The organism is Kitasatospora sp. NPDC052896 (genome assembly GCF_044547075.1).
Classification (GTDB): domain Bacteria; phylum Actinomycetota; class Actinomycetes; order Streptomycetales; family Streptomycetaceae; genus Kitasatospora.
Genome location: NZ_JBITZU010000018.1, coordinates 22002 through 38327, shown reverse-complemented (window position 1 = coordinate 38327; position 16326 = coordinate 22002). Strand labels below are relative to the sequence as shown.

The window sequence follows — 16326 nt, the reverse complement described above, 5'->3', positions numbered from 1 at the left end:
TGCACGGGTGCGGGGCGGCTGCTCGCGGCGGGCGGACCGTGGTTCCGGCGCCGGCTCAGTACAGGCCCTCGGGTGCGGTCGAAGTGATCTGCAGCGGGCGGACGTTGGCCACGCCGTCGGTCGGCCAGTCGGCGCCGCAGTGGTAGCGCAGCGCCTGGTCGCGTTCGAGGATGTTCGGCAGGAAGAGGTCCTCGTGCAGCACGGTCAGCCGAACCTGCCCGGTCTGCCCGTACCCGACCGGCGTGGACCAGTCGCCCCGGTCCACCACCGCCATGGTGACCTGGGGGTAGTTCGGCACGTACGGGAGCAGCCGGGCGTCCTGCCGCGTGGCGAGACCGGCCGCGTTGCCGAAGGTGTTGCCGTAACTGAGGCCGCAGACACCGCCGTTCAGGGCGGCCACGAAGTCGTGGTAGGTGTCCGGGCTGATCTGGGTGCCGCTGAGGCGGACTCCGTCGAGCCCCCGCACCAGGTCCGGGAAGCGCTGGCGGAGCGCCTGGAAGAGGGCCGGTGTGGTGTTGAGGTAGTGCACCCCGCCCCGGCCGAGCACGTCCGCGATCTGCTCCAGCAGGTGGGTGGTGTACTCGCGGGCGTCCGCCAGGCGGCCGGCCCGGATCAGGCGTTTGACCCAGCGCGGGTCCATGTCGATCGCGTGGACCCGCCCGGCGTGCAGTTCCGACGCCTCCCAGACGCCGTTGCCGATCAGGTGCGGCCCGGTCGGAGTGGCCTGCAGCCAGCCGCGACCGGGTGCGAAGCCCTCGGTGACGAAGGACCAGCGCCGCCAGGCCCCGCGGTGCAGCAGCATGTCGGGGGTGTAGAAGACCCGGCACGGGGCGCCGGTGGTACCGCCGGTGTCCCAGATCCGCCCGGTCAGCGGCCGGGGTACCGCGAGCGGGACCAGGTCGGCCGGATCACCGGTGCGCAGTGCCTCCAGCGGGAACGGGCCGAACGCGGTGAGTTGCTCGTAACGGGTCAGGTCCCGGGGGTCGAACTCGAGTTCGGCCGCCCGGCGGAGCCAGTAGGGACTGCCGGTCGCGGGGTCGAAGTGCCGGCGCACCACCTGGCGGGTCCACCGGTCGAGGTCGGTGCCGAGCCAGCCCTCGATCAGCGCGTCGCACGCGGCACTCGGCCGCACCGCCCCCGCCGTGGTCACCGCGCGTCCTGACCGTCGGGGAGGTCGATCCCCAGCTCGTAGACCGTGGTCAGCACCTGCTCGATGTGCTCGGGCCGGTCCACGTGCACCACGGGGAAGGGGAAGTCCAGGATCCCGTCCGGGATGGAGCCGCCCATCACCAGGCCCAGCCGGACGCCCTCCTGTCTCATCCCGGTGTAGACGTCGACCAGGCTGATCGGGTCGGTCGCGTTGCGGTGGAAGAGGTCGCGCACGTCCTCGGCGGTGACCAGGGTCTTCCGCTCCAGGCAGGAGGCCAGCGGCAGTTCGGGGGCCCGGAAGGGCATCGCGTCGATGTAGTGGGCCATGAAGGCGCGGAAGTGGGCGCGCAGCGGCGAGTGCACGGCGATCGTGCGGTCCGGCAGCGGGTTGACCAGACCGGCCGGCAGCTCGCCGGCCAGCGCCTCCAGCGCGGCCCGCTCCCCGGAGAGCATCAGGATGCGCGCCGAGCCGTCGGCGGCGGGGCCGAAGTCCCCCGACAGGTACACCCCGGGCCGGCCCTCGGCGAGCCCGGCGGACTCGGTGCCGGCGGGAGCGAAGACCAGTGCCATGCCCTGCTCGGGCGCGTCGGCGCAGAGCGCGGGAACCTGACGGGTGTGCGCCAGCATCTCGACCAGCTCCCGCCGGCCCAGCGCGCCGACCAGGGCGCTCGCCGTCATCGCCCCCAGGCTCAACCCGCCCACCACGGAGGGGCGCAGACCGTGCTCGGCGAGGATGTCGTACACCGCGAGCGCCAGCGCGGCCTCCCGGACGCTGCCGACGCCCTGGCGCTCCTCCGGCGGCTTCGGCAGCTCCTCGTCGAGCAGTTGGCCGACGGTCAGGCCGGCCCACTCGGCTATCCGGTCGTAGAGCTCCCGCATCACCGGATAGGCCTGGTACAGCTCCAGGCCGTGCGGTTCGGTTCCGACACCGCCGCCGAACAGATACCCCAGCGCCATCCGGTCCTCCTCAGGGAATTCCGCGAATAGGGAGTGGCAGGGGCCGGCCGGGGCCTCGGAATACCGGAAGCCGGGCCGCATTGCGGGCCGTTCGGGGCCGGTCCACCGCTGCTCGACCACGGTAGCAGGGGGCTCGCGGCGAAATGCGGAAACTGGCTAAATCCCCCCACAAGAGCGGTGTCGCGGATCCCGCTATCGAAACGATATGGGGGGGTGCCAACATCTATCGGGAGGCTTTCCAGCATTCCGCGACCCGCTCCGAATCGGCGAGGCGGGAATGCGGATGAGGTGACTGGTCCAGTCCACCGATATCGCTGAGTGATCAGTCTGAATGGTCCGTCGGGGGGCGGATACCACCGGGTCGTGCCCGCGTGTCCAGGGAATTCGGGCGCGCCTGCCGCCGGGTGATCGTTCCCTCGCGGGCGCCCGCCGGTCCGGCTCGTCACGAAGGAGTGGTGAAGCACGATGACTCACGGATCCGGTCCCGACACGCCGATCCTGTGGACGCTCCGCGGCGACAGCGCGGCCCAACTGGCCCGGCGGGCACGGATCCTGTACGGCGAGCTGACGGAACGTCCGGAGCTGCGCCCCGCGGACGTGGCGTACGCGCTCGGCGGCCGACCGACCGGCGGTCCGTACCGCGCCGCGCTGGTCGGCTCCGACCGGGACGGCCTGCTCGCGCAACTCGCCGCCCTGGCGGCCGGGTCGACCTCGGCCGGGCTGCTCACCGGCACCGCCGGGGAGGGCGACACGGCCCTCGTCTTTCCCGGCCAGGGCTCCCAGTGGCCCGGCATGGCGACCGAACTCCTCGACCGGGCACCGGTGTTCAGGCGTCGGCTGGAGGACTGCGCGCAGGCGCTGGAGCCGTTCACCGACTGGTCGGCGCTGGATGTGCTGCGCGGTGCGACGGGTGCGCCCGAGCTGGAGGGCGCCGACGTGGTCCAGCCGGTCCTGTTCGCCGTGACGCTCGGGCTGGTCGCGCTCTGGGAGTCCTACGGGGTGCGGCCGGCGGCGGTGCTGGGGCACAGCATGGGCGAGATCAGCTCCGCCGTGGTCTCCGGCGCGCTCGATCTGGACGACGCGGCCCGGGTGGTCGCGCACTGGAGCCGGCTGCAGGCCACGCTGACCGGGCGGGGCGACATGGTCTCGGTGATGAGCCCGGTGGACCGGGTCCGCCCGCTGCTGGACCGCTGGGGTGGCCGGCTCGCGGTGGCCGCGGTCAACGGCCCCGGCTCGGTGGTCGTTTCGGGGGACGTCGACGCCGCCGCCGAGCTGGTCGCCGCGTCCGACGCACTCGGTCTGCACGCCCGCCGGGTCGCGGTCGGGCTGGCCGCGCACTCCCCGCACATCGACGCGATCCTGCCCGAACTGCGCGCCGTGCTCGCCCCGTTGCGACCCCGACCTGCCCGACTTCCCTTCTACTCGGGACTGACTGGCGGCCGGCTGGCGGACCCGGTGCTGGACGCCGAGCACTGGTGTCGCAACCTGCGCGGCACCGTGCTGTTCGCCCCGGCCGCCGAGGCCCTGCTCGCGGACGGCCACCGGCTGCTCCTGGAGGTGAGCCCGCACCCGGTGCTGACCGCCGCGCTCCAGGAGACCGCCCGCGCCCGTGGCGTGGCGTCCAGGGTGCGCGGCTCGCTCCGGCGTGACCAGGGCGGGCCGCAGCGGGTTCTCACCACACTCGGCGAACTCTTTGTGGACGGGCACGAGTTGGAACTGACGGCGGTCGCGGCGGCGGCCGGCGGGCGGGCCGTGGAGCTGCCGCCGGAGCCGGTCGAGGAGCCGGCGGCGGAGGCCCCGGTCGAGGACGGGCTCACCTGGCCGGAGCGGCTGGCCGAGCTGGGTGAGTCGGAACAGCGCACCCTGCTGCTGGAGTTGGTCGGCGCCGCGGTCAACGAGGCGCTGGGCCGGACCGCTCCGGTGACCGCCGACCGGAGCTTCCTGGACCTCGGGCTCGACTCGGTCAGCGCGTTGGCGACCCGCAACCTGCTCGGCGCGGTGACCTCGCTGAACCTGCCCGCCACGCTGGTCTTCGATCGGCCCACGCCGGCGGCGGTGGCGGAGTTCCTGCGGGCCGAACTGACCGGCGTGCCGGCGGTGGCGGAGTCCTCGCGAGCCGAAGCGACCGGCCGGGAGGACCGGGACGACCCGGTGGCCATCGTCGCGATGGGCTGCCGCTACCCGGGCGGCGCCGACAGCCCGCAGCGGCTCTGGGAGTTACTGGCGGCCGGCGGCGACGCGGTGGCGGAGTTCCCCACCGGACGCGGCTGGGACCTCGCCGCCGGGTACCGGCCCGACGGCCGCGAGCCGGGCCGCTTCTACCAGCGGGCGGCCGGCTTCCTGGCCGGGGCCGAGCTGTTCGACGCGGAGTTCTTCGGCATCTCGCCGCGCGAGGCGCTGGCCATGGACCCGCAGCAACGACTGCTCCTGGAGACCACCTGGGAGACCTTCGAGCGGGCCGGGATCGAGCCGGGATCGCTGCGCGGCAGCCGGACCGGTGTCTTCGTCGGCGCGATGACGATGGACTACGGGCCGGGGCTGACCTCGGGCTCGGAGCTGTCGGGCCATCTGCTGACCGGCACCACCGGGAGCGTGGCGTCCGGCCGGCTGGCGTACGTCTTCGGGCTCGAGGGCCCGGCGGTGACCGTGGACACCGCGTGCTCGTCCTCGCTGGTCGCGCTGCACCTGGCCGCCCAGTCGCTGCGGCGCGGGGAGTGCGACCTCGCGCTGGCGGGCGGGGTGACCGTGATGTCCACGCCGGGGATGTTCATGGAGTTCAGCCGGCAGGGTGGACTGGCACCGGACGGGCGGTGCAAGGCCTTCGCGGCGGCGGCCGACGGCTTCGGGCTGGCCGAGGGCGCGGGCGTGCTGCTGCTGGAGCGGCTGAGCGACGCGCGGCGCGGCGGGCACCCCGTGCTCGCGGTGCTGCGCGGCTCGGCGGTCAACCAGGACGGCGCCAGCAACGGGCTGACCGCGCCGAACGGCCCGTCCCAACAGCGGGTGATCCAGGCGGCGTTGGCCGACGCCGGCCTGCACCCCGCCGACGTGGACGCGGTCGAGGCGCACGGCACCGGCACCACGCTCGGCGACCCGATCGAGGCCGGCGCACTGCTCGCCAGCTACGGACAGGATCGCGAACGCCCTTTGTGGCTCGGCTCGTTGAAATCCAACATCGGCCACACCCAGGCCGCGGCGGGCGTCGGCGGGGTGATCAAGATGGTGCTGGCCATGCGACACGAGGTGCTGCCGAAGACCCTGCACGTCGACCGGCCCTCGCCGCACATCGACTGGAGTGCCGGCGCGGTCGAACTCCTCACCGAGCAGACCGGCTGGCCTCGCACGGACCGCCCGCGACGGGCGGGGGTGTCCTCGTTCGGGGTGAGCGGGACCAACGCACACGTGGTACTGGAGGAGGCGCCGGCCACCGCCGTCGAGCCGTCGGCACCGGCGGTGGGGCCGGTGGTCTGGCCACTCTCCGCGCGCACTCCGCAGGCCCTGGACGCCCAGATCGAGCGGCTGCGCGAGCACGTGACCGGCGCGGACGCCGAACCGCTCACGGTGGCAAGGGCGTTGGCGAGGAGGACCGCGTTCGAGCACCGCGCGGTGTTGGTCGGCGACCGGGACCAGCTGCGCGCCGAGCTGTCCGTGCCCCTGCCGCGTGGCCGCAGGACCCCCGGACGCACGGTCTTCGTCTTCCCCGGTCAGGGCTCGCAGTGGGCCGGGATGGCCGCCGAACTCCTCGACACCGAGCCGGCGTTCGCGCGGCGGATGGCCGAGTGCGAAGAGGCTCTGGCACCCCACGTCGACTGGCGGCTCACCCGGCTCCTGGGCGAGAGAGCGCCGTTGGATCGCGTCGAGCTGGTCCAGCCCGCGCTCTGGGCGGTCATGGTCTCCCTCGCCGCGCTCTGGCAGCACCACGGCGTCCGGCCCGACGCCGTCCTCGGCCACTCCCAGGGCGAGATCGCCGCGGCGGTGGTGGCGGGCGCGCTCACGCTGGAGGACGGCGCCCGGGTCGCCGCCCTGCGCAGCCGGGCCCTCGGCGTGCTGGCCGGTCACGGTGGGATGACCAGCATCAACCTCCCGGCGGAGCGGACCGAGCGGCTGATCGCCCGCTGGGCAGCGGGTCTGTCCGTCGCCGCCTACAACTCCCCCACCAGTACGGTGATCGCGGGCACCCGCGAGGCGCTGGCCGAACTCCACGCGCACTGCGCCGCCCAGGGCGTCCGGTATCGGGCGATCGACGTCGACTACGCCTCCCACTCCCCCCAGGTCGAGCGGATCCGCGCGCGACTCCTCACCGTGCTGGGCGACATCACACCCGTCACCCCGCGCATCCCGATGTACTCCACCGTCACCGGGCAACGGCTCACCACACCCCCCGACGCCGAGTACTGGTACACCAACCTGCGCCAACCGGTCCTGCTCACCCGGGCACTGGCCGAGCTGCGGGCCCAGGGCCACACCCACTACCTGGAGACCAGCCCCCACCCCGTCCTCGTCCCCACCATCGAGGAAACCCTCGACACCGCGACCACCACCGCCACCCTCCGCCGCGACGACCACAGCCACCACCGCTTCCTCCACTCCCTCGCCCACGCCTGGAGCCACGGCCTCCCCGTCGACTGGACCACCGTCCTCGGCGAGGGCAGCCGCGCGGACCTGCCGACCTATCCGTTCCAGCGTGCACGCTGCTGGCTCGCCCCGGAGCCGACCGGAAGCGAAGTCGACGGCCTGTGGGGTGAGTTGGAGCGACAGGACCCGGCCGAGCTGTCGGCCGCGCTCCGGGTGGACCCCGCCGCGCTCGACGAGGTGCTGCCCGCGCTGTCGCGTTGGCGGGCCGAGCGGTCCGTCGCGCGCCGGGCGGACTCCTGGCGCTACCGGATCGGTTGGCAGCCGCTGACGCTGAAGCCGGTCGAAGGGGCTCCGGCGGGCCGCTGGCTGGCCGTGCTGCCCGAGGGCGGGGCCGGCGGCGAGCTGGTCGACGCGCTGGCGGCGGTGGGCCTGGAGCTGGCCACGCTGACCGTGGGCGGCCCCGGGCAGACCCGGCGGGCGCTGGCGGAGCGGCTGGGCGACGCCGTCGACGGCGAACGGCCACTGACCGGCGTGCTCTCGTTGCTGGCCCGCGAGGACCGCCCGCACCCCGGCCTCCCCGACCTGCCCGGTGCCGTCTCGCTCACGCTGGCGCTGGTCCAGGCGCTGGGCGACGCGGGGATCGAGGCGCCGCTCTGGTGCCTGGTGAGCGGCACGGCGGTGCTCGGCGCGGGCGAGCGGCCGGGCGCACCCGCCCAGGGTGCCGTGGCCGGTCTGGCCCGCACGGTGGCGCTCGAACACCCCGAGCGCTGGGGCGGGTTGCTGGATCTGCCGAGCGAACTGGACGAACGGGCGGCCCGCCGACTGTGCGCGGTGCTGGCGGCGGCGCGCGACGAGGACCAGGTGGCGGTCCGCTCCACCGGCGTGCACGGCCGCCGGCTGTTGCCGGCCCCGACGCGCACGGCGGCGCCCGAGTGGCGGCCGACCGGCGCGGTGCTGGTCACCGGGGGCACGGGCGCGGTCGGAGCGCAACTGGCGCGCCGGCTGGTGGCGCGGGGCGCTGAGCGGGTGGTACTGGTCGGTCGCCGGGGTGCGCAGGCGCCCGGTGCGGCGCGGCTGCGGGCGGAGCTGGGCGCGGCCGTGACGCTGGTCGGCTGCGACGTGACCGACCGCCGGGCGCTGGCCGCCGTGCTCGACGAGCACCGGCCGACCGCCGTCGTGCACGCCGCCGGGTCGCTGGACGACGGGATGTCGGACGCGTTGACCCCGGAGCGGATGGCCTCCGCGCTGCGGACCAAGCTGACCGCGGCCCGCCTTCTGCACGAACTGACGGCCTCCTGGGAGCTGGACGCCTTCGTGGTGTGCAGCTCGGTGATGGGCGTGGTCGGCAACGCCGGCCAGGGCAACTACACGGCGGCGAACGCGGCGCTCGACGCGCTGGTCGCACAGCGCCGGGCCGCCGGTCTGCCGGGCACGTCGATCGCCTGGGGAGCCTGGGGCACCGAGGTCGGCGGCGACGGCGATGACGGCGGCAACGGCGACGGTGCCGGCATGCTGACCGACGACGTGGCGCGGCGGCTGCGCGACCGGGGCCTGCCGGCCATGGCCCCGCGCACGGCGGTCACCGCGGTCGACCGCGCGCTGGCCGAGGGCGACGAGCTGGTGGTGGTCGCCGACGTGGACTGGCGGCGCTTCGCCGCGGCGTCCGGCCTGCGCCCGGCGCTGTTGGAACGGCTGCCGGCCGCCGCCGCGGAGCGGTCCACCGCCCCGGCGGCGGCGGGCGGGACGCTGGCCGACCGGCTGGCCCAACTGCCTGCCGCCGAGCGGCCACGCCTGCTGACCGACCTGGTGCGCACCCACGCGGCGGCGGTGCTGCGGCACGCCGACACCGGCACCGTACCGCCCGCGCGGGCCTTCGCCGAGCTGGGCTTCGACTCGCTGACCGCCGTCGAGCTGCGCAACCGGCTCGGTGCCGCGACCGGCCTGCGGCTGCCCGCGACCGTGCTGTTCGACCACCCGACCCCGCTGGCGGTGGCCGAGCGGCTGCTCGCCGAACTGCGGCTCGCCCCGGGCCCGGTGGCCGAGGAGGCGGTCTCGGCCACCGGCGACGAGCCGCTGGCCGTGGTCGGGATGGCCTGCCGCTTCCCCGGTGGGGTGAGCAGCCCCGAGGAGCTCTGGGAGCTGCTGGCCGGCGGCACCGACGCGGTGGGCGACTGGCCGACCGACCGCGGCTGGGACGTCGAGCGGCTCTACGACCCGGATCCGGACCGGCCGGGCACCACCTACAGCCGGCGCGGCGCCTTCCTGGCGGACCCCGGCGGGTTCGACGCCGAGTTCTTCGGCATCTCACCGCGCGAGGCACTGGCCATGGACCCGCAGCAGCGGCTGCTGCTGGAGACCTCCTGGCAGGCCCTGGAGGACTCCGGGCAGGATCCGAGCGGGCTGCGCGGCCGGCGGATCGGCGTCTTCGTCGGCACCAACGGCCAGGACTACCCGGACGCGCTGGCCGACGCCGAGGACGTCTCCGAAGGCCACCTGCTGACCGGCAACACCGCCAGCGTGCTCTCCGGCCGGATCTGCTACGCACTGGGCCTGGAGGGCCCGGCGCTGACCGTGGACACCGCGTGCTCCTCCTCGCTGGTCGCCGTGCACCTGGCCGCCCAGGCGCTGCGCCGCGGCGAGTGCGAGCAGGCGCTCGCGGGCGGGGTGACGGTGATGTCCACGCCGAAGCTGTTCGTGGAGTTCAGCCGCCAGCGCGGGCTGGCGCCGGACGGCCGGTGCAAGGCGTTCTCGGCGGAGGCGGACGGCACCGGCTGGGGCGAGGGCGTCGGCCTGCTGGTGCTGGAACGGCTCTCCGACGCCCGCGCCCGCGGCCACCGGGTGCTGGCCGTCGTCCGCGGCACGGCGGTCAACCAGGACGGCGCCAGCAACGGGCTGACCGCGCCGAACGGCCCGTCCCAACAGCGGGTGATCGAGGCCGCGCTGGCCGACGCCGGCCTGCGCCCCGCCGACGTGGACGCGGTCGAGGCGCACGGCACCGGCACCCGGCTCGGCGACCCGATCGAGGCGCAGGCGCTGCAGGCGGTCTACGGCCGGGGGCGGCCGGCGGACCGGCCGCTGCTGCTCGGGTCGGTGAAGTCCAACATCGGCCACACCCAGGCCGCCGCCGGCGTCGCCGGAGTGATCAAGACGGTGCTGGCGATCCGGCACGGCGTGCTGCCGAAGAGCCTGCACGTCGGGGAGCCGAACCCGCTGGTGGACTGGTCGGCGGGCGCGGTCGAGCTGCTGACCGAGGCCCGGGACTGGCCCCGGCTGGACCGGCCGCGCCGGGCCGGGGTCTCCTCGTTCGGGATCAGCGGCACCAACGCGCACGTGATCGTCGAGCAGGCCCCGGCGGAACCGACCGGCGCGCCCCGGCCCGAACGGCGGCTGCCACTGCTGCTCTCCGGGCACGGCGAGGCCGCGCTGCGGGCCACCGCCGAGCGGCTGGGTCGGTACCTGGAGGAGCGGCCGGAGGTCGATCTCGCCGAGCTGGGCCGGGCGTTGGCGGCGAGCCGGGCCGGCCTGGAGCACCGGGCCGCCGTGCACGGACCGGACCGCGCGGCGCTGCGCGAAGGCCTGCGGGCGCTGGCCGCCGGCACCCGCTCGGCCGCGGTGAGCACCGGCGTGCTGCCGCCGGTGGTCCGGACCGCGTTCCTCTTCCCCGGCCAGGGCAGCCAACGCGCGGGTACCGGAGCCGAGTTGTACCGCACCGAGCCGGTCTTCGCCGACGCGCTGGACGAGGTGCTGGCCGCGCTGGACCCGTGGCTGGACCGGCCGCTGCGCGAGGTGATGTTCGCCGAGCCCGGCAGCCCGGCGGCCGGGCCGCTGGACCGCACCCGCTACACCCAGCCGGCGCTGTTCGCCCTGCAGACCGCGCTGTTCCGGCTGCTGCGCCACCGGGGTGTGACCCCCGGCCTGCTGCTCGGGCACTCGATCGGCGAGCTCTCCGCCGCGCACGCGGCCGGCGTGCTGGAGCTGGCGGACGCCTGCGCGCTGGTCGCCGCGCGCGGCCGGCTGATGGACGAACTGCCCGCGGGCGGCGCGATGGTGGCCGTGCAGGCCGAGGAGGACGAGCTGGCGGCGGCGCTGGCCGATCCGGGCGTCGACCTGGCGGCGGTGAACGGGCCGCGCTCGTGCGTGCTGTCCGGCGAGCGCGCGGCCGTGCTGCGGGTGGCCGAGGAGTTCCGGGCGCGCGGGCGGCGGGTCAAGCGGCTGACGGTCGGCCACGCCTTCCACTCCGCGCTGCTGGAGCCGATGCTGCCGGCCTTCCGGGAGGTCGCGGCGGGCCTGCGCTACCACCCGCCGGTACTCCCGGTGATCTCGGACCTGACCGGCGAGCCGGCCGGCGCCGAGCAGCTCTGCTCCCCCGACTACTGGGTGCGGCACGCGCGCGGCACGGTCCGGTTCCTGGACGGCGTACGGCGGTTGGGGGCCGAGGGGGCGAGTGGCTTCGTCGAGCTCGGCACCGGCGGGGTGCTGTCGGCGCTGGTCCAGGAGGGCCTGCCGGAGACGCCCGAGGGCGCGGTGGTGACGCTGCTCCGGCAGGGGCGCCCGGAGCAGGAGTCGGTGACCGCCGCCCTGGCCCGGCTGCACGTCCGAGGCGTGCCGGTGGACTGGGCCGCGGGGAGCGTCGCCCCGGCCCGCCTCGAGCTGCCCGGATACCCCTTCCAGCATCGCCGTTACTGGCCGCGGCCGGTCGCCGCCGACGCCGACCGGCTGCGCTACCGGATCGGCTGGCAGCCACTGGCCCGCCCGGCCTCGGCCACGCTCACCGGCCGCTGGCTGCTGGTCGCTCCCGAGCCCGCGGACGCCCTCGCGGCGGACTGCGCGCGGGCGTTGGCCGAGCACGGCGCGGAGGTCGAGGCGGTGCGGATGCCGGCCGGGACGGACCGGGCCGCGCTGGCCGCGCTGCTGCCGGCGGCGGCCGCCGGAGTGCTGGCCCTGCCGGCCGGGGACACCGACCTGCTGACGCTGGTGCAGGCGCTGGGTGACGCCGGCTCGGCGGCACCGCTGTGGTGCGCGACCCGGGCGGCGGTGGCGGCCGGCGGGCAGCCGGTCGAGCGGCCGGAGCAGGCCCGGTCGTGGGGCCTGGGCCGGGTCGCCGCGCTGGAGCACCCCGGGCGCTGGGGCGGACTGGTCGACCTGCCGGCCGAGCCGGCGGCGGCGGACTGGGCGGGCCTGTGCGCGGTGCTGGCCGGGCTGAGCGGTGAGGATCAGGTCGCGGTGCGCCCGGCCGGGCTGTTCGGGCGCCGGCTGCGACGCGCCCCGGCGGCGGCGCGGCCGGCCGGCGTGGGCGGTCGGCTGACCGGCACCGTGCTGATCACCGGCGGCACCGGGGGGCTCGGCGCCCAGCTGGCCCGGCGGCTGGCCGAAGCCGGCGCGAAACACCTGGTGCTGACCAGCCGGAGCGGGGAACAGACGCCCGGGGCAGCCGAGTTGGCGGCCGAGCTGACCGGGCTCGGCGCCCGGGTCACCGTGGCGGCCTGCGACGTGGCGGACCGCGCCGCGCTGGCGGAGCTGCTGGCGGGCCTCGGCGACGACCGGGTCGACGCGGTGGTGCACGCCGCCGGGTTGACCTCCGACACGCCGCTGGACCGGTGCACGCCGGCCGGCTGGGCCGCCGAGTGCGCCGCCAAGGCGGCCGGCGCGGCCAACCTGGACGCGCTCCTCGCGGACCGGCAGCTGGACGCCTTCGTGCTGTTCTCCTCGGTCTCGGCGGCCTGGGGCAGCGGTGGCCAGGGCGCGTACGCGGCTGCCAACGCCTACCTGGACGCGCTGGCCGAACACCGCCGGGCGCGCGGCCTGGCCGCCACCTCGGTGGCCTGGGGGCCGTGGGCGGGCGCCGGGATGGCCGCGGGCGAGGTGGGCGGACGGCTGCGCGCGCTCGGCCTGCGGCCGATGGCGCCCGCGACGGCGTTGGACGCGCTGGAACGGGCGCTGGAGCTGGACGAGACCCACGTGGTGATCGCCGACCTGGACTGGGCGCGCTTCGGGTCGCTCTTCGAGTCGGCCCGGCGCAGCCCGCTGCTGGCCGAGCTGACCGGCGCGGCCGGGCCGGAGCCCCTGGAGGTGGCCGGGGAGTCGCCCGGCGTGCTGCTGCGCCGCCGGTTGGCGCCGCTGGGTGCGTCGGCCCGCCGGCAGCTGCTGGTGGAGCTGGTCCGCGCCGAGGCGGCGGCCGTGCTGGGACACCGCGACGGCGACGAGATGGCGGCCGAACGGCCGTTCCGGGAGGCCGGGTTCGACTCGTTGACCGCCGTCGAGCTGCGCAACCGGCTGGTCGCCAGCTGCGGTCTGGAACTGGCCGTCACCACGGTCTTCGACCACCCGAGCGCCGCCGCCCTGGGCGAGCACCTGGCGACCGAGCTGTGCGACGACGCGGCGGCGCCCGAACCGGCCGGGCCGGCCAGCGGGCCGCTGCCGGCCGGTGAGCCGCTGGCGATCGTCGGGATGGCCTGCCGGTTCCCCGGCGGGGTGAGCAGCCCCGAGGAGCTGTGGCGGCTGCTCGCGGACGGCACGGACGCGATCGGCGCGCTGCCCACGGACCGGGGCTGGCCGCTGGAGGCGCTGTGCAGCACCGACCGGGACGCGCCCGGCACCTTCTACGCCACCGCGGGCGGGTTCCTGTCCGACGCCGGCGAGTTCGACGCCGAGTTCTTCGGGATCTCCCCGCGCGAGGCGCTGGCCATGGACCCGCAGCAGCGCCTGCTGATGCAGGCCGCCTGGGAGGCCGTGGAACGGGCTGGGATCGATCCGACGGCGCTGCGCGGCACCGCCGGCGGGGTCTTCCTGGGCCTGGCCGCGCAGGGGTACGGCACCGGCCCGCAGGATCCGTCGGCGGACGTCGAGGGGCATCTGCTCAGCGGCACGGTGACCAGTGTGGCGTCCGGCCGAATCGCCTACACGCTCGGCCTGGAGGGCCCGGCCGTCACGGTGGAGACGGCGTGCTCCTCCTCGCTGGTCGCCCTGCACCTGGCCGGGCAGTCGCTGCGGGCCGGCGAGTGTTCGCTCGCGCTGGTCGGCGGCGCGGCAGTGCTGGCCGGGCCGGACGCCTTCGTGGAGTTCAGCCGCCAGCGCGGGCTGTCGGCCGACGGGCGCTGCCGCTCGTTCTCCGACGACGCCGACGGCACCGGCTGGTCGGAGGGGGTGGGCATGCTGCTGGTGGAGACGCTCGCCGAGGCCCGCCGGCTCGGCCACCCGGTGCTGGCCGTGGTGCGCGGCACCGCCGTCAACCAGGACGGCGCCAGCAACGGCCTGACCGCGCCGAACGGCCTGGCCCAACAGCGGGTGATCCGGCAGGCGCTGGCCAACGCGGGCCTGTCCGCCGCCGAGGTGGACGCGGTCGAGGCGCACGGCACCGGCACCACGCTCGGCGACCCGATCGAGGCCGGCGCGCTGCTCGCCAGCTACGGCCGGGACCGTGAACAGCCCTTGTGGCTCGGCTCGTTGAAGTCCAACATCGGCCACACCCAGGCCGCCGCCGGGGTCGCCGGAGTGATCAAGTCGGTGCTGGCGCTGCGGCACGGGGTGCTGCCGAAGACCCTGCACGCCGAACGGCCCTCGACCCGGGTGGACTGGTCGGCGGGCGCGGTCGAGCTGCTGACCGAGGCCCGGCCGTGGCCGACCGTCGACCGGCCGCGCCGGATCGCCGTCTCCGCGTTCGGGATGAGCGGCACCAACGCGCACGCGGTGCTGGAACAGGCCCCGGACGAGCCGGCCGTGCCCGCGGAGCCCTCGGCATCGCCCTGGCTGCTGTCGGCGCGTTCACCGGCGGCACTGCGCCGCCAGGCCGCCAGGCTGCTGGAACGGGTGGACGAGGATCCTGAGTTGACGGCGGACGAGATCGCTCGCACCCTGGCCACCGGCCGGGCCGCGCTGCCGCTGCGGGCCGCGCTGGTCGGCGCGGACCGGGCCGGGCTCCGCGCCGAACTGGCCGCGCTGGCCGCCGGATCGCCCTCGGTCGGGGTGTTCGAGGGGCGGGCCGGCGGTGCGGGGACGGTCTTCGTCCTCCCCGGGCAGGGCTCTCAATGGCCCGGCATGGCGGTGGAGTTGCTGGAGGCGTCGGCGGTCTTCGCGGAGCGGCTGGCCGAGTGCGAGCGGGCGCTGGCCCCGCACGTGGACTGGTCGCTGACCGAAGTGCTTTGCGGCGGAGACCCGTTGGAGCGGGTGGACGTGGTGCAGCCGGCGCTCTGGGCCGTCATGGTGGCACTGGCCGCGGTCTGGCGGGCGCACGGCGTGGAACCGGCCGCCGTGGTCGGCCACAGCCAGGGCGAGATCGCCGCCGCCGTGGTGGCCGGCGCGCTCACCCTCGAGGACGGCGCCCGGGTGGTCGCGCTGCGCAGCCGCGCCCTGCGCCGCCTGGAGGGGGCCGGCGGGATGGTCTCGGTCAGCCAACCCCTGGAGAGCGTGGGGAAGTTGATCGAGCCGTACGGCGAGGCGCTCTGCGTGGCGGCGGTGAACGGACCGCAGGCCGTGGTGGTGGCCGGTGCGCCCGGGCCACTGGACGGGCTGCTGGCCGACTGCGAGCGGGCGGGGGTGCGGGCCCGGCGGATCCCGGTGGCCTACTCGGCGCACTCCGCCCAGGTCGTCGGGGTGCGCGCCGAACTGCTGGCGGGGCTGGCCGGGATCGCGCCGCGGCCAGCCGCCGTGCCGCTCCTCTCGACCGTGACCGGCGAGTGGATCGACGGTGCGCTGCTGGACGCCGAGTACTGGTACCGCAACCTGCGCGAGCCGGTCGCGTTCGACGCCGCGACCCGGGCACTGCTGGCGGCGGGGCACCAGCTGTTCGTCGAGGTGAGCCCGCACCCGGTGCTGGTGGCGGCGGTGGACGGCTCGGCCCAGGCGGCCGGGCGGCCGGCCGTCGCGGTCGGCACGCTGCACCGGGCGGACGGCGGGCCGGGGCGGCTGCTCCGCGCACTGGCCGAGGCGTGGGCCGCCGGTGCGCCGGTGGCCTGGCGGGCGGGTCGCCCGCGCCGGCCGGACCGGCTGCCGACCTACCCGTTCGAACGCGAGCGCTTCTGGCTGCCCTCCCCCGGGCGCGGCGGCTGGACTGCGCCGGCGGCCGCGCCCGGGGCACCCGGCACGACCGGGGAACCGGCCGTCGACCCGACCGCCGACCCGGCGGCCGAGCTGGCGCTGCGACTGACGCCGCTGGACCGGGCGGACCGGCATCGGGTGCTGGTCGAGCTGGTCAGCGCGCACGCCGCCGCGGCCCTGGGCCACGCCTCCGCGGCGGCCGTCCGCCCCGACCGGGCCTTCGCCGAGCTGGGCTTCGACTCGATGCTCGCGGTGCGGTTCCGCAACCGCCTGTCCACGGCCACCGGCCTGTCCCTGCCCCCGACCGCGGTCTTCGACCAGCCCACCCCGGAGGCGCTGGCCGGCCTGCTGGAGCGTGCACTGTGCCCCACGCCTCGGCCGCCGGCCGAGGCCGAACTGGACCGACTGGCCGAGGTGTTGACCGAGCTGGATCCGGCCGCGCCCGGCGCGGACGCGGTCGGCGACCGGCTGCGCGAGCTGCTGCGGAGCTGGGGCGAGCGCGGCGGCCGGGGCGCCGAGTCGCCCGACCCGCTGGCGCTGGAGGCGGCGACCGCCGACGAACTCTTCGACCTGCTCGACAACGACTTCGGAATGGCCTGAGGGAGCGCTGCGACT

At 76.3% G+C, this 16326-nt stretch carries 3 protein-coding genes; 1 reads left to right on the top strand and 2 read right to left on the bottom strand.

The window, feature by feature from the left end; translation table 11 throughout:
- Nucleotides 1-55: 55 nt before the first annotated feature.
- Entirely contained in the window at nt 56-1150 is a 1095-nt protein-coding gene (locus ACIGXM_RS27365; protein ID WP_396565350.1) for an arylcarboxylate reductase, read from the bottom strand.
- Complete coding sequence (locus ACIGXM_RS27360) at nt 1147-2106, bottom strand: ACP S-malonyltransferase (RefSeq protein ID WP_396565348.1); 960 nt, start codon at nt 2104-2106, stop codon at nt 1147-1149. The genes ACIGXM_RS27365 and ACIGXM_RS27360 overlap by 4 nt, the downstream gene beginning before the upstream one ends.
- 465 nt (nt 2107-2571) lie before the next feature.
- On the opposite strand from ACIGXM_RS27360, the gene ACIGXM_RS27355 reads away from it, so the two are divergent.
- The gene (locus ACIGXM_RS27355; protein ID WP_396565347.1) at nt 2572-16311 is read left to right on the top strand and encodes a type I polyketide synthase; all 13740 of its coding nucleotides are present in this window, start codon (nt 2572-2574) and stop codon (nt 16309-16311) included.
- The last annotated feature ends 15 nt before the right edge of the window (nt 16312-16326 follow it).